The sequence below is a fragment of the Staphylococcus sp. aM genome, assembly GCF_052975125.1.
In genome coordinates this window covers 726,810-751,080 of record NZ_CP121447.1, presented here as the reverse complement: position 1 = coordinate 751,080, position 24,271 = coordinate 726,810, and the positions used below count along the sequence as shown (strand labels likewise).

The 24,271-nt window shown below is 31.2% G+C and carries 22 protein-coding genes; 3 read left to right on the top strand and 19 right to left on the bottom strand.

What is annotated here, in order from left to right; genetic code table 11:
* Positions 1-318: 318 nt before the first annotated feature.
* The 7 genes from P7F85_RS03575 to P7F85_RS03545 all read right to left on the bottom strand — a co-directional run bounded on the left by P7F85_RS03575 (position 319) and on the right by P7F85_RS03545 (position 7,676).
* Positions 319-1,383, bottom strand: coding sequence for an Mrp/NBP35 family ATP-binding protein (locus P7F85_RS03575; RefSeq protein WP_002466519.1), 1,065 nt, complete (start codon positions 1,381-1,383; stop codon positions 319-321).
* Between the two features lie 146 nt (positions 1,384-1,529).
* Entirely contained in the window at positions 1,530-2,972 is a 1,443-nt protein-coding gene (locus tag P7F85_RS03570; RefSeq protein ID WP_002466479.1) for an MDR family MFS transporter, read from the bottom strand.
* Between the two features lie 75 nt (positions 2,973-3,047).
* Positions 3,048-3,515, bottom strand: coding sequence for a SepA family multidrug efflux transporter (locus P7F85_RS03565; RefSeq protein WP_002466494.1), 468 nt, complete (start codon positions 3,513-3,515; stop codon positions 3,048-3,050).
* A gap of 119 nt (positions 3,516-3,634) precedes the next feature.
* A complete protein-coding gene (gene sdrM, locus P7F85_RS03560; RefSeq protein WP_002466491.1) occupies positions 3,635-4,972 on the bottom strand; it encodes a multidrug efflux MFS transporter SdrM in 1,338 nt (445 codons plus the stop codon).
* A 226-nt stretch (positions 4,973-5,198) separates the two neighbouring features.
* Positions 5,199-5,882, bottom strand: a complete 684-nt coding sequence (gene trhA, locus P7F85_RS03555) for a PAQR family membrane homeostasis protein TrhA (RefSeq protein WP_002466495.1) — start codon at positions 5,880-5,882, stop codon at positions 5,199-5,201.
* A gap of 18 nt (positions 5,883-5,900) precedes the next feature.
* Positions 5,901-7,088: a UTP--glucose-1-phosphate uridylyltransferase gene (locus P7F85_RS03550; RefSeq protein ID WP_015364806.1), complete on the bottom strand. Its 1,188-nt coding sequence runs from the start codon at positions 7,086-7,088 to the stop codon at positions 5,901-5,903.
* Positions 7,089-7,154: 66 nt separating this feature from the next.
* Positions 7,155-7,676, bottom strand: a complete 522-nt coding sequence (locus P7F85_RS03545; protein WP_002466485.1) for a metal-dependent hydrolase — start codon at positions 7,674-7,676, stop codon at positions 7,155-7,157.
* 197 nt (positions 7,677-7,873) lie between these two features.
* Here P7F85_RS03545 and P7F85_RS03540 point away from each other — a divergent pair, with 197 nt between their 5' ends.
* Together P7F85_RS03540 and P7F85_RS03535 are read left to right on the top strand one after the other, a co-directional pair.
* Positions 7,874-8,134, top strand: a complete 261-nt coding sequence (locus P7F85_RS03540) for a SunI/YnzG family protein (protein ID WP_002450471.1) — start codon at positions 7,874-7,876, stop codon at positions 8,132-8,134.
* Between the two features lie 160 nt (positions 8,135-8,294).
* On the top strand, positions 8,295-8,618 hold the full coding sequence (locus tag P7F85_RS03535) for a heme oxygenase (RefSeq protein ID WP_002466508.1): 324 nt from the start codon (positions 8,295-8,297) through the stop codon (positions 8,616-8,618).
* Positions 8,619-8,699: 81 nt separating this feature from the next.
* On the opposite strand, the gene P7F85_RS03530 is transcribed toward P7F85_RS03535, so the two are convergent.
* The 7 genes from P7F85_RS03530 to P7F85_RS03500 all read right to left on the bottom strand — a co-directional run bounded on the left by P7F85_RS03530 (position 8,700) and on the right by P7F85_RS03500 (position 17,616).
* Complete coding sequence (locus P7F85_RS03530; RefSeq protein ID WP_002466497.1) at positions 8,700-10,070, bottom strand: YjiH family protein; 1,371 nt, start codon at positions 10,068-10,070, stop codon at positions 8,700-8,702.
* Positions 10,071-10,351: 281 nt separating this feature from the next.
* Positions 10,352-11,317 carry a FecCD family ABC transporter permease gene (locus P7F85_RS03525; RefSeq protein WP_019236015.1) on the bottom strand — a complete coding sequence of 322 codons (966 nt, stop codon included), beginning with the start codon at positions 11,315-11,317 and terminating at the stop codon, positions 10,352-10,354.
* On the bottom strand, positions 11,314-12,345 hold the full coding sequence (locus tag P7F85_RS03520) for a FecCD family ABC transporter permease (RefSeq protein ID WP_002466523.1): 1,032 nt from the start codon (positions 12,343-12,345) through the stop codon (positions 11,314-11,316). Before P7F85_RS03520 ends, P7F85_RS03525 begins: the two co-directional genes overlap by 4 nt.
* A gap of 11 nt (positions 12,346-12,356) precedes the next feature.
* On the bottom strand, positions 12,357-13,364 hold the full coding sequence (locus P7F85_RS03515) for an ABC transporter substrate-binding protein (RefSeq protein ID WP_002466489.1): 1,008 nt from the start codon (positions 13,362-13,364) through the stop codon (positions 12,357-12,359).
* A gap of 238 nt (positions 13,365-13,602) precedes the next feature.
* Positions 13,603-14,682 carry an alanine racemase gene (locus P7F85_RS03510; RefSeq protein WP_002466487.1) on the bottom strand — a complete coding sequence of 360 codons (1,080 nt, stop codon included), beginning with the start codon at positions 14,680-14,682 and terminating at the stop codon, positions 13,603-13,605.
* 4 nt (positions 14,683-14,686) lie between these two features.
* Positions 14,687-16,444 carry an IucA/IucC family protein gene (locus tag P7F85_RS03505; RefSeq protein ID WP_270251634.1) on the bottom strand — a complete coding sequence of 586 codons (1,758 nt, stop codon included), beginning with the start codon at positions 16,442-16,444 and terminating at the stop codon, positions 14,687-14,689.
* Positions 16,441-17,616, bottom strand: a complete 1,176-nt coding sequence (locus tag P7F85_RS03500) for an MFS transporter (protein ID WP_002466514.1) — start codon at positions 17,614-17,616, stop codon at positions 16,441-16,443. The genes P7F85_RS03505 and P7F85_RS03500 overlap by 4 nt, the downstream gene beginning before the upstream one ends.
* 102 nt (positions 17,617-17,718) lie before the next feature.
* On the opposite strand from P7F85_RS03500, the gene P7F85_RS03495 reads away from it, so the two are divergent.
* Complete coding sequence (locus P7F85_RS03495) at positions 17,719-19,674, top strand: IucA/IucC family protein (protein ID WP_002466472.1); 1,956 nt, start codon at positions 17,719-17,721, stop codon at positions 19,672-19,674.
* A gap of 88 nt (positions 19,675-19,762) precedes the next feature.
* Here P7F85_RS03495 and P7F85_RS03490 read toward each other — a convergent pair whose 3' ends face one another.
* The 5 genes from P7F85_RS03490 to P7F85_RS03470 all read right to left on the bottom strand — a co-directional run bounded on the left by P7F85_RS03490 (position 19,763) and on the right by P7F85_RS03470 (position 24,207).
* Positions 19,763-20,284: an Asp23/Gls24 family envelope stress response protein gene (locus tag P7F85_RS03490; RefSeq protein ID WP_002466478.1), complete on the bottom strand. Its 522-nt coding sequence runs from the start codon at positions 20,282-20,284 to the stop codon at positions 19,763-19,765.
* An 83-nt stretch (positions 20,285-20,367) separates the two neighbouring features.
* Positions 20,368-20,607 carry a DUF2273 domain-containing protein gene (locus P7F85_RS03485; RefSeq protein WP_002450482.1) on the bottom strand — a complete coding sequence of 80 codons (240 nt, stop codon included), beginning with the start codon at positions 20,605-20,607 and terminating at the stop codon, positions 20,368-20,370.
* A gap of 12 nt (positions 20,608-20,619) precedes the next feature.
* On the bottom strand, positions 20,620-21,156 hold the full coding sequence (gene amaP / locus P7F85_RS03480) for an alkaline shock response membrane anchor protein AmaP (protein WP_002450483.1): 537 nt from the start codon (positions 21,154-21,156) through the stop codon (positions 20,620-20,622).
* Positions 21,157-21,337: 181 nt separating this feature from the next.
* Positions 21,338-22,900: a BCCT family transporter gene (locus P7F85_RS03475; RefSeq protein ID WP_046464417.1), complete on the bottom strand. Its 1,563-nt coding sequence runs from the start codon at positions 22,898-22,900 to the stop codon at positions 21,338-21,340.
* A 299-nt stretch (positions 22,901-23,199) separates the two neighbouring features.
* Positions 23,200-24,207: a zinc-binding alcohol dehydrogenase family protein gene (locus tag P7F85_RS03470; protein WP_031464029.1), complete on the bottom strand. Its 1,008-nt coding sequence runs from the start codon at positions 24,205-24,207 to the stop codon at positions 23,200-23,202.
* Positions 24,208-24,271 lie beyond the last annotated feature (64 nt).

Genomic DNA, 24,271 nt, shown 5'->3' with positions numbered 1-24,271 from the left:
CATTATATAACTTCTTTAACTCGAAGTCAATATTTAATTAAGATTACTTTAATAAGTTTAATAGATTTATTTTCGCTTTGCAATAGTAAGTTTTACACTTTCTTAACAAAGTTTTATTAAACTTAACTTGTCGTTTTTGACGACTTTTATATAATATCAATTTTATCTTTTGAAGTCAACAATGAAATCAAACTTTTTTTAAATTGATATTTTCGAGTTGAATAACTCACAAGAAATTATTCTAACAGGATTTTTCTAAAATGCAATAGAAAAAGCGTATAAAATTAAAGTTAATTTTATACGCCAAATCACTTTTTGTTACTTTTGTGTAGTTGCGATTACTTTTTGAGCAATTGTCTGATAGATTTTACCTAATCTATCTTCAGGTTGATAGATGGACGGAGAAAAGTCTGTAGGGTTCCATGTTGGTTGTTCTAATGGCAATTCGCCGAATAATTGAGTTTCTAACTCATCTGCTAATTTCGTTCCGCCACCTTTACCAAATACATACTCTTTATTGCCAGTCTCTTTACTTTCGAAATAACTCATGTTTTCAATAACACCTAAAATTGAATGTTCTGTATGTTTTGCCATAGCCCCTGCTCTTGCAGCGACGAATGCTGCGGTTGGATGAGGTGTAGTGACAATAATTTCTTTACTAGAAGGTAGCATTGAATGAACATCTAGCGCAACATCACCTGTACCTGGAGGTAAGTCTAATAATAAGTAATCTAGATCACCCCATTTTACTTCAGTGAAAAAGTTAGTTAGCATTTTACCTAACATTGGTCCTCTCCAAATGACTGGTGCATTTTCTTCAACAAAAAATGCCATAGAAATTACTTTAACACCATATCTTTCAACCGGGATAACTTCTTTTCCTTCGATACCAGGTTTTTCATCAATGCCCATCATATCTGGTACACTAAATCCATAAATATCAGCATCTACTAGCCCTACTTTTTTTCCTTCTCTAGCTAAAGCAACTGCTAGATTAACTGCAACAGTTGATTTACCCACGCCACCTTTACCTGATGCGATTGCAATAAATTCAACAGGATTATTTTTTGATAATAATCCTTCTATTGTTTTAGGCTTTTCAGTGCCTTTACCTCTATATTGTTCAACTGTACCTTCAGGTAATTCTTCAAATCTGATACCTACTGTTTTTGCACCATTTTCTTTTAGCGTTTTAACTACAGCCATTTGTAGGTCTAGTTGAGGTTGCCCACCTAATTGTGCCATAGCAATTTTTACACTCACATGTTCAATTTCTTCTTTAATAGAAACATCCACTATTCCTTCAGTCTCTTTTAAAGGAACATCAATAATTGGATCTTTTATTTCTCCAACTAATTCTTTGACTTGATTTACCGTTAACAAAGTAAATCCCCCTTATTTATATTATCTCAACTAAATAACTAAAGTGTGCTATTACCTAGTCTATCTTTTTTAGTATAAGACTTTTTATGTAATAAAAAAAGAAGTTAGCTTTAAATTAATAGCTAACTTCTAAGAATTAATTGTATTTAAACTTCTCTAATATTTTTATTCTTATTTCTAGGTTCTTTGATAAATAATGCGAAACTAAATGCAACAACTACAAATAAAGTAACTAACGCAAATGACACATCTACACCTGCAGCAACGGTTTGTCGTTGTATCATTTCTTTACTTCCAGATGTAGCTATTGTAGATCCTAACCATTTTGATCCCATACTCATAAATGTGACCATTAAAGCTGTTCCTAAAGATCCAGCCATGACACGTCCGAAGTTCATAATGGCTGTGCCATGGGAAATGTTCTTATTTTCTAACGCGTTAATACCAGCTGTATTAATAGGCATCATTAATAAAGAAACTGCAAACATTCTTATCGCATATATTATAATTAAATACATATAAGATGTGTCTGCTTTTAAGAAACATAATAAAAATGTACATATCGTTAAGATAGTAAAGCCAGAAATGATAAGTGGTCTTGGGCCGTATTTATCATAAAAACTACCTGTAAACACAGACATTAATCCATTAATTATTGCACCTGGCATAATAACTAAACCTGATAATAATGCAGATAGTGCTAAAGCATTTTGTACATACAATGGAATTAATAATGCAGGTCCAACCATGGACATCATCACTATCATTGAAGTTATGGTACTAAAACAAAAAGTTCTCGTCTTAAATACTTTTAAATTAAGTAATGGATTAGATATTGTTAATTGTCGTCTAATAAATATTAATATAATTATCAGACTTATGATTAATGTACCAATGATAATTGGATTACCGAAGCCTAAACTACCCGCACTACTGAATGCATATAACATCATACCGAATCCAATTGTAGAATATAATATAGAACGTTTGTCAAGCTTAGTTTGCTTAGTTTCATTATAGCTTGAAATAAATATAAAACCGAAGATGAGTGCGATTAATGCGATACCAACAATGATGATGAATGGCACCCTCCAACTAACATGGTCAATAATTAAGCCTGTGAATGTAGGACCAATCGCTGGTGCAAATTGAATCACTAAACCTGCTAATCCCATTGCAAACCCACGTCTTTCCCTAGAAAACAGAGTAAACAATGTAAATTGCATTAGTGGCATTAGTACACCTGCCCCCATAGCTTGAATAACTCTCGCAGTCATCAACACACCAAAATTAGGTGCTATGGCTGCTACAATCGATCCAATTAAAAAGGTACCCATTGCAGATAAGTATAATGGTCTCGTTTTAACTCGGTCCATTAAATAAGCAGTTAACGGAATCATAACACCATTAACTAACATAAATCCCGTTATCAACCACTGAGATGTACTTTCATCTATTTTTAACTCTCTCATAATATGAGGTAAGGCTGTATTCAATAATGTTTGGTTTAAAATAGCTACAAAAGCACTAATTAGCATTACAGAAACAATTAAATTCCTTCGTCTTTTACTAATTTCTATATTGCTCATGAACATAATCTCCTTTATTTGGTAATAGTACTTCATTCAAACAAATTAAGAAAAACGATTCAAATTTAGTGCTCATTACTTTTTGTTATTTAAATTTGTGCTATCTGGATAGAAAATTTCTTTACAAATATATAAGAATCCAATAATTACCATAATCACCCAAAACTTAATATCAATATATGTGTAATGGACATGTATTATAAAATAAAACAATATTGTAGTAACTGAATAACCAATTAAATGATAAGTAATTCCTTGGAAATATGGATTTTGTGGCAAACGTTTTCTAAAGTAATCCATAAGATGTTCAACTGCGAATAAAGTGAAGTATCCTAAAACAATATAACTACCATAATAGAAAATATTGTCGTAAAAGCTTTTATTATAGCCAAAATATCCTAATTTAAAATATATTAAAATCCTACTTAAGCCATATAATCCAAATCCTAAAAACATCAAAAAAATCGTTCCTGATATAATAAAAATAGTAAGAACAATAAGTGTAGATATTAAATTGTACATCTTATTTCTAAAAAACTTCATTACACTTATCCTCCTCCTATTTTGAATACATTAAGTATTTTACCATTAATCGATGACCTTATAAAATTATAAAAACGCCCACAATAAATGTAGGCGTTCAAACGAATTGTTAAGTTTGATTAGTTAGTCACCGGTTTGTTCTTATAAATGAAACTCCATAATGCAACTAATACAATTGCAATAATAATTGCTAAACCTAGTACATTATGCAAATTGCTACCGAACCAACCTGCTTTCATAGCATACATATAACCCATAACCGTTGATCCAATTGAAGACCCTAAGTTTTTAGTCAATGCGTAAAATGACATCATTTTTTTCATTTGATGTGGAGATGTTTCCTCTTGCACAATGACACTATCTTTTGTATATACAAACCCAAAACTCAAGCCAGCAAGAATAAAGCTAAATGCTATAAGTAAAGGGGTTTTTATACCGAAAATAATAATGATACTTCCAATGATTAGGAAGGTAAATGCGCCAATATATAATGCTTTTCTTGAAAACTTCGCTTCTAATTTAGCTAGGTTAAAGTTTAAGATTATCCATGCTACAGATAATGGAAAAATAACAAATCCACTTTGAAGCGGTGATAAACCGATTTGTTCTTGTAGATATACTGGAATATATAAATTGAAGCCCATTAAACAAATGGCAATGAGTAAATCTGTAATAAATACTAAGGCAATGGATTTATTAAATTCTACCACTGGTAAAAATGGGTGATCAGTTGTTTTTTCAACTTTATATAAAATATACCCTATCAATAATGCAAGTAATAGTGATAAAACATTCAATAAAACTTGATTTTGATTAAGCAAGCTAAACATTAATAAACCAATAAATACATAAAATAAACTTAAACCTTTTACATCAAAGTTTGTCTTAGATATGATTTCTTCCTCTGGAAAATGGAATGTAAAAATGACTAATATAATCGCAATAATGGCAATCGGAATATTAATGAAGAAAAGCCAATGCCAAGTTGCTATTTCAAGTATACCTCCACCTAAAAGTGGACCTATAATACTTGATACACCCCAAACACTTCCTACTATGCCCATGATTTTATATCTTAATGGGATTTCAAATGCAAGTTTAGGAACAATTTGTGATAACGACATCATCACACCAGCACCAAATCCTTGAATGACTCTAGATATAATGAGCATCATAAAAGTTTCACTTGTACCTGACATAAAACTACCTATTGCAAATAAAACTAACCCTGTGATAGCGATATATATAATTTTAAATCGCGACATTAGTTCACCAACAATCGGGTTTGCTATAACTAAAGCAATAAAATATGCTGTAAATACTAAAGAAATAAAGCTTCCAGCATTTAAATCTTGACGAATGGTCGGCATTGCTAGTGAAATAATTGATGCTTCAATCGCAGCCATAAACATTATCAAAATTAATGCTAATACCGTTATCATCGATTTTAATCTCATTTAGTTGTCCTCCAACTTAATTTTTCTTACAACTCAATCTATATTATAGACTTTCATTTAATAAAACAATCATTAATTAGTATGACTTTTCGTTTTGTTATATTTTATTTCATCTTTCCAACTGTAATTGTAAATAAACGCTTTATTTAATTGATTCCTAATTAATTTATAAAAAAGGTAACTAGAGACATGATTGTAAAATCTCTAGCTACCTTTAGTTTTTCATCTAAGACATAAAAAATAATATGCCTATTAAATGGAAAAATGAAGCAATTAAAATAAATATATGCCATATCATATGAAAATATGGTCGGTTCTTTTGTGCATAAAACCAAGCACCAATAGTATATGATAAACCACCTAATACAATAAATAGTATAAATAACCATGATGTTCTTAAAATGATAATAGGTGCAAATATAACACCTACCCAACCCATAACTAAATATACTATTAGACTTAGCTTATGATTGACATGAGTGGCGATTGACTTATATAAAATCCCCCACACAGTTGTCCCCCATAATAGAATAAACACAGTCCAACCTAACCAACCACCAACTACATTTAACAATATTGGTGTATATGTACCTGATATCGCAACATATATCATACTATGGTCTATAATTCGCAATACATATTTTTGTACTGTATGATTCGCCATTGCATGATAGACCGTTGATGATATGAACATCAAAAATAAACTAATGACAAATATTGAAATACTTGTCGATAACAATGCCCCATGCTTATTAAAACTATGCACTGCAGCGTATGGTAATATAACCATTGTACAAAATGATGCAAAGCCATGCGTGACAGTATTTCCAACTTCCTCACCAAATGACAAAGGCATGATATCTTTAAAAGAACTATGATTTGATTCAATATGTTGTTCTGTGTTTGACATACTCTGGACCACCTTAGTTTAAATCATTCCCATTCGTTTCAAATCAGCTGTTGCCGTTTCTACACTGTCTTTTCCTTCTTTATTTTTCAATGGTGAAAACTCTTCTTCTCTAGGTACTTGTAACGTAATAAAACTAGTACCATAACGGAAGATATCAAAATAGAATAACTCGAATTTAAGTGTTGGTCGTTCAACTACTCCAAAGTCTTCATCTAGTTGTTTTAAATTTTTAATTGCTAAGTGATATGGTAATTCCCTATCAACTGCACTCATAATAAATCCTAATTTAAATGCATGAATACCGATGTTTGCATTATCAAATTGATTTGCAACATTAGGATCTAGTTCAGAATACTCAAGAACTGTATCTTTGCTATCTTTATTTACAAGTCTACCGACACTTTCACCTTGCTTAGGTTGTATTGTCTTAGACGTAATATCTTTATTGTTGGAAACTGTAAATCCTGCAAACATAGGATCTAAAACTTTAACTAAAACATTATCAATATTATTTAAAAATATATATTTAACATTATCTTGTTTCATTTTATCAAGGTAGCCAGCTTTTTTAAGTGATTTAAAGATACCGCCATTACCGTTTGGTGTCTCCATAATATGACCCGCTTCATTTAATACAAGTTGGCCTTCTTCACTTAATGCAACGATATTATCTTGTTTAAAGAAATGTATTTTATCTATATCATAATTAAAATATTGATGTTGTTCAAAATAAGCTAAAGTAGCTTCATGATTGGTATCACTAGTCATGATATACCAATCCATTGTATGTCCTGTTTCTTTCTTCAATGCCATCAATTGACGCGCTTGTAATTCAAACAAACTTACGCCTTCTATTTCAAATGATCCTTTTGGACCTGAATACCCTAATCTAGTCCCTTGACCACCAGCCATTAATACGACTGCAAACTGGCCATTTCTTATTGCTTCAATACCTTGATTTCTATATTCATCTTTCACTTGTTCATCAAGTTCAGACTTTACAGTATATTTAACTTCCGATACATCTGATGTATCATCAATGGTTTGTCTATTAACATATAAGTTTTTATACATTTCTTGAATTTCTTCTAAATCTAATGATTCAAGTTTATCTTCAAGCGCGTGCTTTTCATTACTACTCATCAATTTTTCATATTCGTATAAATGTTGTTGATTAAATTTCTCTAATTTATTTTTCTCTAACATTAATTTGTCTCCTTATGTAAATTATAATTTCACTCGATTGTATATTCGAATTTATGTATCTTGTTTTTAATATTGCGTAAATATGTATCCCCAATGATGTATGATATCATTTACTTCACTTTGAAAAAACACATAAATAGCTCCAACTGTTAAAGCAGTTGCAAGTGATAAATCTACAAGTCCACCTGTTTTAAAATTCAACGGTGTTTTAATTGTTATTGGCAATGGATACAATAATTTAACCCCTTTAGGTGTTACCATATCTAGTATAACATGTGAAATCAATCCTATGATAATTGCTACTTCATAATATATAGGTGCCTCTATGATATGAAGTAAAAATCCAATGATTCCTATAAATAGCAATGAATGGGTAAATGTCCGATGACCAAATAACAGTCGAATTAAAAAACTAAGTATTTTAAATTTCCTACCTATTTTACTTTGGGTATGACAAATATCAGGTAATAAACTAGAAATAACCGACAATACAATAACTGTCACTGATGAAAATAAATCTGTATGAAAATATTGAGTTGTTAGAGCACCTACTAATAAACCACAAGATGCATGTGTCTTTCCAGTCATAATTACCTCTCCTTTAATAGCAATATTTTATCATATTCTCCTTATTTATACGAACGTATTTTCGGTCTCTTCTATTTTTTAAATCATTATTAATTAGTATGACTTAATTTTAAAAAGTATCACATTATATCTTGAAAACGGTTACAAAATGATTTATGATATACTTACAAAATTAATTAAAGGATGTGTATTGGATCATGGCAATGACAGTAAAAAAAGATAATAATGAGGTTAGAATTCAATGGAGAGTAGCAGATATTAAAATTCCAACAAACGAAATTAAAAATATCTCTCAAGACCAAGATATTCACGCAGTACCTAACGTTGAAGGTAGAGAAGTTTCTAGAATCGGTTCTACATTCGGTAAAACAAATCGCGTTATTATCGATACAGATGACCATGAATACATTATTTATACTCAAAATGATCAAAAAGTATACAACGAATTAACAAAATAATCTTATTTTAATAGAGTTTTCATAAACTTTGAGACAATGATATTGCTAATAATCGCAATGCTCATTGTCTCTTTTTATTTTTAATAGTCCTAATGAAGGACTATAATTTAATTAGATAACATTTGACGAATAATTTAAATATATATAAGGAGTGATTTTAATGTTTGTTGTTACAAATCGCATTACTGTTAAACAAGGTTTCGCAGAAAAAATGGCACCAAGATTCACACAAGGTGGAAAAATTGAATCGCTAAAAGGATTTAATAAAATCGAAGTTTGGCAAGTCAATAACGAAGATGATGAAACTGAGGATATGTACGTTAATACATGGTGGGAAACTGAAGATGATTTCAATAACTGGGTAAAAAGCGATGCATTTAAAGAGGCGCATCAACGACCAAAAGATTCAAAAAGCGACGAACCATCTCCAGTTATTAAAAACCAAATCGTAAAAGCAAATGTACTATCTGTTTTAAATCCATAACAATATCAATATAGTTAGAATAGAAAAAAAGCCAAGATGTGCAGTTGTTAATACAACAAATAAGGCATCTTGGCTTATATATTATAAAAATAGATGTGCGATTAAAGTAATAATAGGTAATGTAATAATTGTTCTGATTAAGAAGATAACAAATAGTTTACCGATATTAACTGGTATTTTTGAACCTAAAATGACGCCGCCTACTTCTGATAAATATATTAATTGTGTAATACTCAATGCACCAATAACAAATCGAGTTAAATCACTATGTGCACTTTCAATTAATATAGATGGTAAAAACATATCTGCAAAACCAATTAAAATGGTTTGAGATGCGTGTGTAGCTTCAGGTATTTGTAAGAGTTGTAAAAATGGAACGAATGGTTTCCCAATTAATTCAAAGATTGGCGTATAGTTCGCAATTATAGTAGCAATCGTACCAATGCTCATCACTACAGGTAATATAACAAACCACATATCTACGACTGTTTTTAATCCGGCTTTAAAGAAGCCTTTCACACCTGGTGCTTTAATCCCTACTTCTGTAGCCATATCAAATCCATGACCAATTGCTGTTTTACCTTCAGGAAGTTGCTCTGTTCTTGCATCACTCGATACTTCTTTCGCATATTCATCTGGTATCTTATTCAAGGGCCATATTCTTGGCATGATAACCGCCGCAATTAAACATGAAATAATAACACTTAAATAGAATAAGAAAAATTGATCTTGCATTTTAACAGTATCTGCAATAATAATAGCAAAGGTAATAGAAACCACACTAAAAGTAGTTGAAATCACTGTTGCTTCCCTTCTTGAATAAAAACCTTCTTCATATTGACGACTAGTTATTAATACACCAACAGTACCATCTCCAATAAAAGATGCTAAATTATCAACTGTTGAACGGCCAGGTAATGTAAACAACGGTCGCATGACAGGTCTAAATAAAGGCCCTAACAACTCTAACAGGCCGTATTCCATAAGTAATGGTAAAAATAAAGCCGCAAATAAAAATACTGCTACTAAAGTTGGTAATAAACTAGAAAACACAAGACCACCAGTATCTTCTGAATATATCATTTTAGGTCCAACTTTAAGTAACGTCATCCATGCAAAGATTACTGCTAAAACCTTTAATATTATCCAACTTACATTCACATTAAACGCATTATATAATAATCCTTTTGGATCCAATTTATCTTTTAAAATCGTAGAACAAATGAGTGTTAAAATAGCTGATAAAGTTATAATCGTCACAATGATAAAAGGCATTGCTCCACCAACAATATCTTTCAGCCAATTAGCTAAAAATGCAACAGGTAGCGTCGTTTGCTTTTTACCATCTTGTTCTACTGGTATAGGAATTAAAAATAAAATAATGCCGATAAGTGACATCGTTATAAATTTAATTCGACCTTTAATGATTTCTTGCTTAGAATATCTATTCATCTTTCGTCATCCATTTCTTTCTATTTAAAAATACAATTATATATACTCAAATTACATTTATATTTGTTTCAAAACACTCTTTCATATATATACATTTTTATGAATAATTAAGTATTTAATACTATACGCGATTTACATTCAAAGTGCAATGGCTAAAAGTTAAATAATTTTATAAATATATAGTTACTCATTTAAATATTTTGTGACATGGAAAATGCACCAAGAAACACAATATCATGTATCTTGATGCATACAATGTCTATGAGTCGTATCACTAATTATTACATTTTTCTTAATAAGAATAAGAAGTAAGGTGCACCGATAATAGCAATAATGACACCTACTGGAATATCTAATGGCGGATGAATACCTCTCGCTAAACCATCACCAAATGTTAATAATATCGCTCCGATTAAACCTGACATTATTGCGACATGCATTGTTTTATGGCCAACTATTTGTCTTGCGATATGTGGTGAAATCAATCCTAAGAAACTAATACCACCAACAACTGAAATTGAAGCGCCTGCTAACATTACTGATAAGATGAGTAACACCATTTTTAATCTTTTAACTTTAGCACCTAATGCGACAGCGACGTTATCTCCCAATCCTAGGATATCCAATTGATGGCTCAACATTAAAATTATCGGAATAGTGATAATGAACCAAGGTAATATAGATAAGAAGTTTGAAATATTATGACCGTATAAACTACCAGTTAACCAAACAAGCGCATTATTAGCATCCATTGGATTGCGAATTAATAAAAACTGCACAATCGCCGTACATATTGCCCCTATTGCTAAACCAATTAAAGCTAAATTAGATCCTTTAACATCAAATTTAGAAATTAAAAAAGACAATATTAAACTAATCATTAACGCCCCAATAAACGAACCAATAGGTAATATCGCTAATGGTGCTGATGGAAATAGCATGATGATAATAACAGCAGCTAAACTGGCACCTTTAGAGATACCTATCACATCTGGAGAGGCAAGTGGATTTCGAACAACACCTTGGATAATTGCCCCAGATATCGCTAAACTGCTACCGATAATCAGTCCTAATAATGTTCTAGGGATTCTATATTCATTTAAAATAAAATTATCATGTGTGAAGATGCCTTTAATCGCCTCGATAGGATTCACGATTACTGAGCCAATACATAGGCTAAAAATGGCACTAATAACTAATAATATTGTAACAATACTATATCTAATCATATGCTTCTTCCTTGTCATACGCGTTTCACCCCTTTAACTGTGATAAATAAGAAGTAAAATGCACCTACGAAAGAAGTCACGATACCAACTGGAGATTCAAAAGGATGTGTGACAAGTCGTGATAAAACATCAGAAAATAATAATAAATCGGCACCAATTATAATAGTGAGTGGAATCATTAAGATATAATTATTTTTGATATAACGTTTTACAATATGAGGTACGATTAAGCCTACAAATCCTATTGGACCTGCGATTGAAACTGATAAACCCGCTAAAATAATGACTAATAATCCTAAGAGCATTCGAACAACTTGAATTTTTTGACCTAATCCTTTAGCAATATCGTCGCCTAGTTCCATTATTGTTAATTGACGTCCCATAAGCATTGTAACTATCATAGCCACAACTAACCATGGTGTAATAGCAATCACTTCTGGCCACTTAACACCTGACAATGAACCTACTAACCAAAACATCACTGATGAGTTGGAATCTTCATTTAACAATATTACTCCTTGAGTCATACTACTGAAGAATAGATGAATAGCCATACCTGCCAATGCTAATTTAACTGGTGTCATTGCCTTAGTTGAACCTGAAAGTGTATAGACCGTTAATCCACCTAAGAATGCACCAATCATTGCTAAAATCATGGAATAGCTTTCAAGTGAAGGTATCAGAACCGTTATTAATACAATAACGAAAGAAGCTCCAGCATTCACACCAAATATTTGTGGTGAGGCTAATGGGTTCCTCGTAATAGATTGCATTAATAAACCTGCAAGTGCCAATGCACCACCGATTAATAAACCTGCTAACATGCGTGGCATTCTAGAATTATGTATCAAGAATGTCTGTTTCGTATCAGTATGACCTGTTATATAATGAATGATATCTTTAAATTCAATATGAGAAGAACCAATCGCTAAATTTAAATAAATACAAATAAAAAGAAAGCACACACTCACAATATATGTGAGTGTAGTGCGTTTTCTTTTTTCTTGTAGTATAGCGGATTGACTACTTTGTTCCTTCATAGTCATAGTTTTCCACCTTACTTATCGTCTTTATTGTGATCCTTTTTAGAAATCTCAACTAATTCTTTCGCCATTTCTTCAGAAGAAATTAATCCACGAGCTCTAGCCCATAAATCACGATCTACAACGTCTACACGATCATTTTTAACAGCGTCAAGTTTTTTCCAGACTGGATCTTTTTGCATTTTCTTGAATGTTGGTTCATCTGGACTCGCTTTATCAGTCATAATAAACATACGACCTGGATTAACGTCAGACAATGTTTCTGAATTCATTTCTAAATAAGGACCTTTTAAGTATTTACTTAAACCTTTTGTAACATCTGGTGATAATGCTTCTTTAAATCCTAATTGTGTTAGGAATTGACCAACATATGATTCACTAGGATGTCCTAAGAAACTTGATTTTGCCGCTACAGCTGGTAATACTTTTTCATCTTTATCAAATTTGATGTCTTTTTTGTATTCAGCAATTTTCTTATCATGTTCTTTTAAACGTTTTTTACCTTCGTCTTCTTTACCTAATGCCTTAGAAATTGTTTTGAATGCATCGATATTATCATCATAGTTCCCATCGAAACTTTTTAGTTCGATCGTTGGTGCAATTTTGTTTAAATCTTTATAAATACCTTTATGTCTGTTGCTATCAGCAATAATTAAATCTGGTTTTAACTTACTAATCTCTTCTAAATTGGGTTGCTTACGAGCACCTACTGAAGTATAATTTCCGATTTTATCTCTTAAGGGTTTAATAATACGTTCTTTTTTATTATCATCTGCAACCCCTACAGGTTTAACATCTAACGCTGCTAATGCATCTACAAATGAATATTCAAGAACGACCACACGTTTAGGATGTTTAGGAACTTTAGTTGTTCCTTCAGCATGTTTAATTTCAACCCCATCTTTAGACGCTGATTTATTTTTAGAGTCGTCTGACCCATTATTACTTACGCTACCGCATGCAGTGACTAATACTAAAGCTAACATTAAGCCGAGTATGCTCAAAAACTTGATACCTTTCATTTTTCCACTCCTTAACTATGTATATGCTTACATATATAGTTTATTGATAACGATTCTCATTGTCAATATGATTTTTATAAATTTTATAATTAATATGAACCCTTCGAATACTTTTATCATATATAATGCGGAATGGTTTTATCATATATTTGAATTTTAAATTTCCAAGATATTAAAAAGGAGCACCTTACATTACTCTCAAAATTAATTGAGATCACTGATGTCGGTGCTCCGTTGATTAGATATTTGAATTTATATGATACGTTGAACAAAATGGCTCATTAAATGAATGAATCATCGTTTCAACTTTCGTATCAGTTACATATACTTTTTCTAGGTTTTTATTATACATCGAGCGAGATAATGCTTCATAACTCAATTGAAATTGTATTTTATTACCAATTTGATAATGATCTTGATTATTTAAATCGATCATTAAATGATCACTTGATGCACCAATAATTTGGATATCATTGGCTATCGGGCTTATATGAGTTGTATCCGTATCAATGTATCCTATATCAACTATCGCTTGCAAATATGACTGTTTCGTATGACTATTCATACGTGGTTTAATTTCTAATATTTCTGCTTCCAATACTATCGCATCTTGATACAAATGTGAAACGGGCTTGTCTGTAGTTGTATCGACGCCTCTAAATAATGTTTCACCAATTCGTAATTCATTTATTTTGCCTAAGTCATTATACATCGTTAGCGGTAGCATACTTGAGTTTCCACCCGATACAATTTTCATGCGATAACCTATTTCTCTCTCAATGGCACTAACAAATTTGTTAATCATAAAGACATCATCTTCGATTGGTGAACTTGATTTAAAACACATAAAATTAAATGACACACCAACAAGTTGAATATGGGATAAATTCAATATGGTTTCGATATATTTAACAACATCGTAAGTTAGAACACCCTCTCTACCGTCTTTCCAATCAACCATTAATATCACTTGATGTTTTATATTTAAATGTTGCGCTATACGATTCAGCTCAATAATAGTATTTAATTCGGTTTGAATACTGATTTGTGTATCTTTAATCATATTATCTAACTGTGATAATTGTGTTGATCGTAATATCGTGAATGAACAATCAAAATTAGTTAATTGTCTTATATTCTCTAATCGAGAATCTGCAAAATGTGTGATACCTAATTCAATTAATTTTTGAACAATTTGTAGGTCCCCTGCGATAGATTTAATGACAGGTGTAAATTGTATGTGTTTAGCATCTAAAATGGTTTGAAGTACTTTGGCATTGTATTGTATTTTGGATAAATTTATTTTTATATTTGCCATGTACTTACACCTCTTTTTTTATTGGATTTTCCAATTCTGTATTTAAATATTTCTTCACTTTATTTTCCATTCGCATACTTAATAATGCTTTAACTGAAATTGTTGGTCCAAATAAGACACGATGTAAAGCTTGAGCATGATTTTTATTGGCATCAATCGCCGCTTCAATTTCTTGTTGTACTATTTTAAATAATCTCTCTTCATTCACCATGTCATATTGATTAAAATGATGAATTAACTCTGCCAATTGATTTTGGACAACGGCATGTTGAAACTTACCTATTACTGCTTCAATTGAATCTGCAATTAAACTTTCATTCGTAATTTTAACATCTGGTAGCTTATGTTTTAATGTTTGTAAATCAATACGGGAACCACCTAAATCTCGGACTAAAAAGTTCATTTGATAATTAGGACCAAGATTTACGATGGTATTTTGCATATGTGATTCTAAAGCAATACCGTAATCTTGAATATACGCTATTAATGGTCTTACTAATGTGCTTGTATATTGTCGAATAAATTGTTCTATCGATTCTGTAGTGAGCTCGTTATTTATCCATTTAATATAACTATCAACTATGACGTCATCATCAACCGGATTGCGATTCACTAGACTTGCGCTAACTATAGTTGATCCTTCTTGAGCTAACACTGGCTTTTCTCTAACAATACACGCTAATTGACGTGCTAAATCCGCGTCCACATCGACATACTCGCCAAATGGCTCAGCAGACACTTTTAATTCAGGATAAATATTCAACATATCTTGCAGTGCATAACTTAATTTAGGACCATCAACCGTTGTCACAGTAGATACTGTTCGTACAGCACTTGTCGCTTGTACATTTACAGGTAATTTTATATGAAATGGATGATGCAATAACTCCATTGTTCTAAAAGACAATGTGGCTTTAGATTCGACTGTAAACGGTGTTGGAATTAATATTTTCTCACTAATCCATGTTTTAAAACGTTCACCAATCACATGATCATATTGCCATGGATGTACAAAGATCGCCCGATAATTATTCATTTCTAAATCGAGCGGTTTTAGAAATGATTGTAATTTATCCTTAAGTTCTGGAATAACTTGATTAACGATATACTGTTCATCATTTTCCATTGATGTTGTCCTTATATGTGAAGATGAAACTAACATAATATGTAATGGAATAATTTTTTCAAATTCTGGTGCATAGCGACGTATTTCCTCTGATGTTAATGGCAACTTGGTCTTAGTTAAAGGATGTGTAGGATGACCTTCTAAAACTAAACTTTCAGAGTAACTTAAATCGTTTGTAGTACCATTATCTTTGATATGTTGCAACCATGTAAAAAAATTAATCGTGTCTGGTAGCATTGAAAATGTCATACTTTGATGAATTAATGATGTTCTATTATTAAATTGTTTATATGATTCTACAAAGCTATCCCTACTATGGATAAGCTCATGATATAAACGCTCAGATATTTCAATATCAAAAGCATCATTCAATATGTTAAGTAAACTTTCTAAACTTGTAATTTGAATGCGTTCATCACCACATTGATATGTGAATGGTCCATCAAATACATATCTTTCTAACATACTTTTTCTTAAAACATAGGCAGTTAGAACTCGTCCATGATATTGTATTTCTATTTTATCTGTTGATTGATTTATTTTTGCGTCCTCAGGACATATTCGTTCTTTTACAATTGCATTTAACATTCTATGTTGAATATTTTTATCTGCAAGTAACCACTCATTGCGTGTCATTGTGAAATTCCTCCAATTTTATGAACTCGTTGCATTAAGTAAAATATGATCGAAATGGCTACTGTACTTATTCCCATAATTAAAAATGTATTTAATACGCCAAATTTGTCAGCAAAGAAACTCATAATTAAACTTCCTAACGGTATCATGCCTCGGTCCATCATTACAATACTTAATACCTTACCCCTTTCATAATCTTTAACACTATTTTGGAAATAAACGCGATTTGTTGTTCTCGCCCATTGGCTAAATAATCCAATTAAAGTAATACAGATAAACATCATTACTAAATTATGAACAATGATACCTAATAAGGCGATACCAAAAAGTAATGAACTAAGATAATACATTTTAACAGCATCGATATGATCTAGAATTTTAGGTAATATCACAGTAGCGATAATGCCACCAATAGCACAACAAGTCATTGCAATACCAAATATTTCAGATTGTCCGGGAAAAACATGATTAGTTAAGACCGGTAATATTGTTGTATATGAAAAACCGGTTGCCATAATTAGAAGTGAAGTAAAGAAAATCTTACTACCTTCTAAATTGCGTTTGAAATAATCCAACACTACTTTTAATGACATCTCTTTTTGGTGTTCCCCCAAATCAGTTGCTTGAATATGTATTGGTAAACATAAAGCTACCGCTATGAGATAACAAATAGCCTGAGCTAAAAATGTCGTTGGTGCATGATAAACTGCTAAAATAACACCTGCAATGGCTGGACCAATAGAACGACATATATTAATAATAAATGAGTGAAATGATACTGCTTGTGTTGTTGTGATTTTATCAGATAAATCTGGTAAGACTGCTTGTCTTACTGGTGTTTCAACAGCACTTAGCATTCCTCGTAATGTCGCATAGATTAATACAATATATACAGGAATTTGATTAAATGAGTACGTCATCACACACAGTATTGCTGTAACTAAAAATGATGAAGAGATTGTAATACGCAGTAAATTTCCTTTATCATATTTATCAGCTATAGAACCTGCCCATACACTTAGTAACAAAATGGGTACGAGCCGGCAAAAATTAACTAAACCTAAATAAACTGCGTTATGATATGTAGTAAGTACAAACCAGTTTAACCCGATTTGCCCAATCCAATTCCCTAAAAACAGTAGAAATGAACTGGAAAAGAAAAATTTAGCCATAAATTTCACCTGTCTTTTTAATTGATAATAATAATCATTATCATTAATATGGATTATACAAATCTTATTAATTTTTGTAAAATATTTTTTTAGAGGTGAATTATGAATTTAATTAAAAACACAAAAGAACATAATTTAAAACTGACCAAAGATGAGCAAAATGCTTATCAATTTTTAAGTCAATCTCATCCAGAATGGTCGCAATACTTTATTGAAAATATAAATATTGGTCGCGATAAAGTGACACAAAGATTAGTCACATCAATACATAGAGAAAATCTGGTACACGGCAAAGATCATAGTAGAATATTAAAAAGTAAAGATATCGAAGCTTTGTCCATCCATCGACCTGAAGTTTTAGAAATAGAATTTAAAGCATCACATAAAAAGTTATATGCACCTATAAGTGGTCAACACGCATTTAATCGTGTAGATGTTGAAGGTCCTTTTTATTATCAATCTATAAATGATTCATCTTTTTATCGAGTAGAACATCCGAATGATATATTAGAATGGGTTTTAATTGAAGCACCGGAGTTAGATAACGAGGCTAGCGATCAATTTAAAGATGATTTAACAAATAGCGCAGCAAATATGATATTTGCTATTAGTTATCAAGCCTATAGCATGAAAGGTGAGTCACAACCTTTGTTTGATATTATTAAAAATCATAATGATAGCTATTTACGTTCAGAACAAGCTGTTATCGAAGGTCACCCTCTACATCCAGGTGCAAAATTAAGAAAAGGTATGGATTCAAGTGAGACATTTAAATATTCTCCTGAATTTGCTCAACCCATTGATTTGAAAATTATTTTGATACATCATCAATTTAGTAAAGTGCAATCATTAGATAAATCTTATAATGATACGATCAACCAACTTTTCCCTAGTATGTATCAACAACTTTTGGATGAAATAAAACAATATGATGATATCAATATATATGATTATCATGTCATGATAGTACATCCTTGGCAGTATGATGAAGTGCTCGATCGAGATTATAGTAAAGAACTAGATCAACATATGATCATTAAGACTCAATGTACATTACCGTATTATGCTGGATTATCTTTTAGAACATTGATGCCAAAAGCGCCAAATGAAGATCCTCATATTAAGTTATCAACTAATGTGCATATTACTGGAGAGATTAGAACATTATCGGAGCAAACCACACATAATGGCCCGTTAGTGACCCACATTTTAAATCAAATATTAGTTAATGATACGACATTCAAACCATATGCATCATCGGTCATTGATGAAGTTGCTGGTATCCATTTTTATAATGAAAACGACCTAGACCCAATACAAACTGAGCGTAGTGAACAATTAGGTACTTTATTTAGAACCAATATTAACACTCATCTCAAGCAAAATGGTTTAACTTCAATGATTCCATCTAGTCTAGTCGCTCAATATCCATATCACCCTGAGCCACCAATAGTGTCATTAATTAAGTTATACCAAAGTCACCATAAATTCACTTCATACGATGAAGCTGCTCTAACGTGGATGAAAGATTATAGTCATGCCCTATTAGGCTTAGTTGTACCGTTATTAACGAAGTACGGAATTGCACTTGAAGCACATTTGCAGAACGCAATTGTACATTTTAACGAAGATGGTTCATTAAATCATTTATATGTGAGAGACTTTGAAGGATTAAGAATCGATCAAGCAAGATTAAATGATATGGGTTATGCTACAGACCAATTTCACGAGAAATCACGCATTTTAACAGAATCTAAAGTTTCTGTTTTCAATAAAGCTTTTTATTCAACCGTTCAAAATCATTTAGGCGAATTAATCTTAACCATTGTACAATCAGCTGATCATAAGAATTTAGAAGATATAATTTGGAACGATATAGCAAACATCATTCACCAAATATTAGATACAATGACCGATGTTCCTAATGAAAGAATCTCTGAAATTCAAAATGTAATGTTTGCTAAAACAATTGATTATAAATGCGTAACTACCATGCGCTTAGAAGATGAAGCACACGAATACACATATATTAAAGTAAATAATCCCTTACATTCTTAATACTAAAACGTATGAAAAAATCCGTGAGATACATATTTAAGTATCTCACGGATTCTTTATTATAAAACTAAATAACTAAATGGACAGATTATTGTAAACCTTGTCTTTCGTTATTGTTGTTGTTTTGGTTGTTATCTTTTTCATGTTTTTGTTGCCATTCTTTTTTAGTCATAACATCGTCAACTTGCATGTTAACTTCTACAACTTCTAAACCAGTGATATATTTCACTTGTTCTTTAACTAAGTCAGTTACTTTACGGAAGATTTTTGGTGCAGATTCACCATATTCTAAAATAACTTTTAAGTCGATAGCAGCTTGTTTTTCACCAACTTCAACAGAAACACCTGTTGTTACATTGTTACCACTTGAGAAAGCGTTAGTAAAGCTATCAGTGAAGCCGCCTTTCATATCTAAGATACCTTTAACTTCGCGAGCTGCGATACCAGCAATTTTTTCAACTACTTCATCAGAGAAAGTTAATTTGTTTTCAAATTGAGGTTGTTGGTTTTCTTGTTGTTGCTGTTGTTTTTGTTGTTCTTGTCTTTCTTTTTCGTTAACACCTGTTTGGTTATCATACGCTTGTTTTGCTTTATTGTTATCTACTGCCATTTTGCATTCTCCTTTTTAAATAAAATTATTATTCTTTAATCTTTTTAAAACTTTAAATGAACATCTTAGAAATTAAAGTTAAATTAACTCCATCTATTTAGAAAATTCAAAAAGTCTTGTGTACGGTCTTTAATATACCCAATTCCTATTCCTATTAAACATAAAACAATAATTAAAATTGTTTTCCAGAAACCTAAAGTTAGGAATAATATAGCTATAAGTAAAAATGCTAAAAATCCGATGATTCTCCATTTGAAAGTTTTCAATATGTTAATAAGCTGTTGCGTAGAGTCTTGTCCATTTTGGTTATTATTATTAGCCATGATATCCCTCCCTTACAACACTCTTGGACCAGAAGTTTTCTGATCTTTGACGTTTACTTCTAATTTTCTTACTGGCATTTCAGTAAAGTGCTCAACATTTTGTTTAATATCAGCACGAATACTTTCTGTTAATGATGTTGCTTGAACATTGTTTGGAACAAAGTAATCTGCCTTAATATCAATAAATGATTTTTTCTTCTTGTTGTACATTTTTGTAACAACGTTAGGTTGTCTAACTTGATCATATTTAGCAATCGTATCATAAACTGTTTTCTCAACAGCTTTTCTTGATACATAGACATGACCGTCGTCAAATTCTTTGTACAATCCAGGTTTTCTATACGTAGGTTTAAATATGCTTAGTACTAATATTAAACCAATTAATATTAGCAATCCTGCTAGACCAATCAATAGTGGTTGGAACCAATTGAATTGTAAGAAGTAATCTTGATATTGAGAAATACGACTATCTTTAATATACATAAACAATAGGAAACCAACGATGACTACGATAAGTAGGCCAAGGATAAAGTTTTTAAGTCTTTTCACCTCGTATGACACCTCCTCAATTAGTATTATATTTTTTAGTATCACACAAAATGAGTACCCTATTATAAATAAATCAAAACCAATAATTTAAAATTTAATTATCAGTTTTTATATTTAATTAAGTACTACTTATATGGTTTATTCCCATTTAATTGTAATCGGAAACATTTTTTCAAAAAATCTAAAAACTTTTTTTATCTTTCGAACTTTTATATTCTAAAACGTCTGAATCTCTATCTTTCACTAATATCTTGTTACTTGGTCTAGGTTTTTCTTCACCCAGTGATTTAAATAATGACCATATCATTAAAATAATGACAATTGAAAACGGTAATGCTGCGATAATCAGTAAATTTTGTATGGCTTGTGTTCCACCTGTATAAATCATAATGATAGCAAATAAAGCCATAATGATTCCCCAACTGACCTTTACAATTGAAGATGGATTAATATCACCCTGTGAACTGAGCATTCCTAATACATAAGTTGCTGAATCTGCAGAGGTAACAAAGAAAATCATTATCACAATTAACGTTAAAATGCTTAAAATAAATCCAAGTGGATAATGTTCTAATGTTGCAAATGTAGCGGTTTCAGTTGCTTCTTTCGCGATGTTAGCAATTTTATTGTCTTGTAAATACATTGCAGAAGCACCGAAAACAGCAAAGAATATAAAACAAACTAATGCAGGAACGAATAATACACCTAAAATAAATTCTTTAATGGTACGTCCTCTTGAAACACGTGCAATAAAGATGCCTACAAACGGCGCCCAGGATACCCACCAAGCCCAATAAAAGATTGTCCAATTTTGTAACCATTGGAATTTTTGCTGGCTGGATGGAATTCTTAAACTCATACTAAAGAAATTAGCTATATAATTCCCTAAACCATTCGTAAACGTATTTAAAATATAAAGCGTTGGACCCACAATAAATAAACCAACTAATACAATAAACGCTAATGCCATATTGATATTACTTAGTGTTTTAATGCCTTTATCAATACCTGACCAGGCAGACCAAGTAAATAACACTGTTGCAATCGCAATTAATATCACTTGCGTACCAAAATTATTCGGTAAATGGAATAGAAAATGAAGTCCTTCATTAATTTGTAAAGCACCGAATCCTAATGTCGCCGCTACCCCTGTCACAGTAGCTATCACTGCTAATACATCAATGGCGCCTCCAATCGGTCCTTTCATTGCTTTTTCTCCAAAAATAGGTACTAATGTTGCACTCACTAAACCAGGATAGCCTTTATGAAAGCTAAAATAAGCAAAGACAAGTGCAACAATACCGTACACAGCCCATGCATGAATACCCCAATGGAAAAATGAAAATTGCATGGCATCATTAATTGCAGTTTGTGTACCTGCTTTATGTATTGGTGTTAGTTTAAAGGCATGACTAATGGGTTCAGCCGTTGTCCAAAATACTAAACCAATCCCCATACCAGCACTAAATAACATCGCAAACCACGATGGTAATGAAAACTCTGGATCTTCACCTTCTTTACCTAAAGTAATTGTTGCATATCTAAAAAATAGTAAATAAACACATACAATTAATATAAGTAATACTAATAATAGGTAATACCATGAAAAATGAACCGCTATAAATGAAGTGATATTTTTAGTAACGGTTTCTAATTGTTTTGGCAAGATTGCACCATAGATAACAAAAAGAGTACAAATGGATAATGCAACCCAAAATACAATGCTAATAGATTTATTTTTCATATGTATAACACTCCCCTTTTTCTAACTTTCATATACCCTAGCTACTTACTTCCAATCATGTTTAATTATTTTTCAATTTATATCAATTAATATTTTAATAATTTATTGAAATAAGATTGATCTATAAAAAAAATAAAAAACCTGAGACGTGATATCCCAGGTTTTGACAATATATTTTGATTTTGTATATTAATGATTCCAGATAATATAGTGTTTACTATCCAGTATCATTTGCTTAATTAAATAAATGATTACTTGTTCTAAAACACTATTTTTCGAAGTTATTTTCTCACTAATAATTAAATGTTAATTACCAACTTTCCTATCATTGTATGACTTTCTAATGTTTGATGTGCTTTGTATAGATTGTCTACTGTTAATCCTTCAATCACTTTTGTAGTAGTTGGTTGGTAGATACCTTGCTCTATTTTCGTTGTAATATCTTTTAAGTAATCATGATGCTTAATCATATCATTAGTTTGATGAACAGGTCTTGCAAACATAAACTCATGAGAAAATGAAATACTTTTAGACTTAAGTAGATTTAAATCTTGTTTTTCATTAAATGCTACAATTGTCGCGATATGTCCTCTTGGTTTAATTAAATCAATCATCGTTTCGTAATACATATCAGAATTAAATGTACAGAATATATAATCTACTTCTTCAATACTTTGTTGATTTAATTGTTGTTTTAAATCTTTTTTATGATTGATAACGATGTCTGCCCCCATGTCGTAACACCATTTCTCTGTTTCATCTCTGGACGCAGTCGTAATCACTTGTAAACCATAGTGACTTGCAATTTGTGTTGCAATACTGCCTACACCACCAGCACCATTAATAATTAATATAGTCTTACCTTTATTATCCTTTGGGTTATCTGAAATATTGAAACAATCAAACAACGTTTCTGATGCTGTAAGACCTGTTAACGGTAAACTTGCAGCTTGTTCATTTGTAATATTTTCAGGTGCATGTGCGACTAACTGTTCATCAATTACTTGATATTCAGCATTGGAACCATGTTGACTAGGAGAACCTGAATAAAACACTCTATCTCCTACTTCAAACATAGACACATTATTTCCAATTGCTTCAACTGTACCAACTGCATCAAATCCTAAAATTCTTGGTGGATGTGATACTGTCAATTGTCTTTGTTTAGTATCTACAGGATTTACACTAATACTTTTTACTTTTACTAAAATTTCTGTGCTATTTGGCTGCGGCAGGTCTATGTCATATGTTTTAAATTGATTTCCTTCGTCTAAGTTAAATGGTTGATCAAACCCTATTGCTTTCATGCTGCAATCACCTCAAATTGATTTTAAATAAAACTGTCTGCCTCGTAATTTAACATCTACTTTT

What these genes read in the sequence shown, in the direction of transcription:
- P7F85_RS03525 (WP_019236015.1), bottom strand. Translation starts at nt 11,317, where the DNA reads ATGACAAGGAAGAAGCATATGATTAGATATAGTATTGTTACAATATTA.
- P7F85_RS03495 (WP_002466472.1), top strand. Translation starts at nt 17,719, where the DNA reads ATGAATTTAATTAAAAACACAAAAGAACATAATTTAAAACTGACCAAA.
- P7F85_RS03540 (WP_002450471.1), top strand. Translation starts at nt 7,874, where the DNA reads ATGGCAATGACAGTAAAAAAAGATAATAATGAGGTTAGAATTCAATGG.
- P7F85_RS03545 (WP_002466485.1), bottom strand. Translation starts at nt 7,676, where the DNA reads ATGACTGGAAAGACACATGCATCTTGTGGTTTATTAGTAGGTGCTCTA.
- P7F85_RS03535 (WP_002466508.1), top strand. Translation starts at nt 8,295, where the DNA reads ATGTTTGTTGTTACAAATCGCATTACTGTTAAACAAGGTTTCGCAGAA.
- sdrM (WP_002466491.1), bottom strand. Translation starts at nt 4,972, where the DNA reads ATGAGATTAAAATCGATGATAACGGTATTAGCATTAATTTTGATAATG.
- P7F85_RS03565 (WP_002466494.1), bottom strand. Translation starts at nt 3,515, where the DNA reads ATGAAGTTTTTTAGAAATAAGATGTACAATTTAATATCTACACTTATT.
- P7F85_RS03570 (WP_002466479.1), bottom strand. Translation starts at nt 2,972, where the DNA reads ATGAGCAATATAGAAATTAGTAAAAGACGAAGGAATTTAATTGTTTCT.
- P7F85_RS03505 (WP_270251634.1), bottom strand. Translation starts at nt 16,444, where the DNA reads ATGACACGCAATGAGTGGTTACTTGCAGATAAAAATATTCAACATAGA.
- P7F85_RS03475 (WP_046464417.1), bottom strand. Translation starts at nt 22,900, where the DNA reads ATGAAAAATAAATCTATTAGCATTGTATTTTGGGTTGCATTATCCATT.
- P7F85_RS03520 (WP_002466523.1), bottom strand. Translation starts at nt 12,345, where the DNA reads ATGACTATGAAGGAACAAAGTAGTCAATCCGCTATACTACAAGAAAAA.
- P7F85_RS03470 (WP_031464029.1), bottom strand. Translation starts at nt 24,207, where the DNA reads ATGAAAGCAATAGGGTTTGATCAACCATTTAACTTAGACGAAGGAAAT.
- P7F85_RS03515 (WP_002466489.1), bottom strand. Translation starts at nt 13,364, where the DNA reads ATGAAAGGTATCAAGTTTTTGAGCATACTCGGCTTAATGTTAGCTTTA.
- P7F85_RS03550 (WP_015364806.1), bottom strand. Translation starts at nt 7,088, where the DNA reads ATGTTAGAGAAAAATAAATTAGAGAAATTTAATCAACAACATTTATAC.
- P7F85_RS03530 (WP_002466497.1), bottom strand. Translation starts at nt 10,070, where the DNA reads ATGAATAGATATTCTAAGCAAGAAATCATTAAAGGTCGAATTAAATTT.
- P7F85_RS03485 (WP_002450482.1), bottom strand. Translation starts at nt 20,607, where the DNA reads ATGGCTAATAATAATAACCAAAATGGACAAGACTCTACGCAACAGCTT.
- P7F85_RS03510 (WP_002466487.1), bottom strand. Translation starts at nt 14,682, where the DNA reads ATGGCAAATATAAAAATAAATTTATCCAAAATACAATACAATGCCAAA.
- trhA (WP_002466495.1), bottom strand. Translation starts at nt 5,882, where the DNA reads ATGTCAAACACAGAACAACATATTGAATCAAATCATAGTTCTTTTAAA.
- P7F85_RS03500 (WP_002466514.1), bottom strand. Translation starts at nt 17,616, where the DNA reads ATGGCTAAATTTTTCTTTTCCAGTTCATTTCTACTGTTTTTAGGGAAT.
- P7F85_RS03490 (WP_002466478.1), bottom strand. Translation starts at nt 20,284, where the DNA reads ATGGCAGTAGATAACAATAAAGCAAAACAAGCGTATGATAACCAAACA.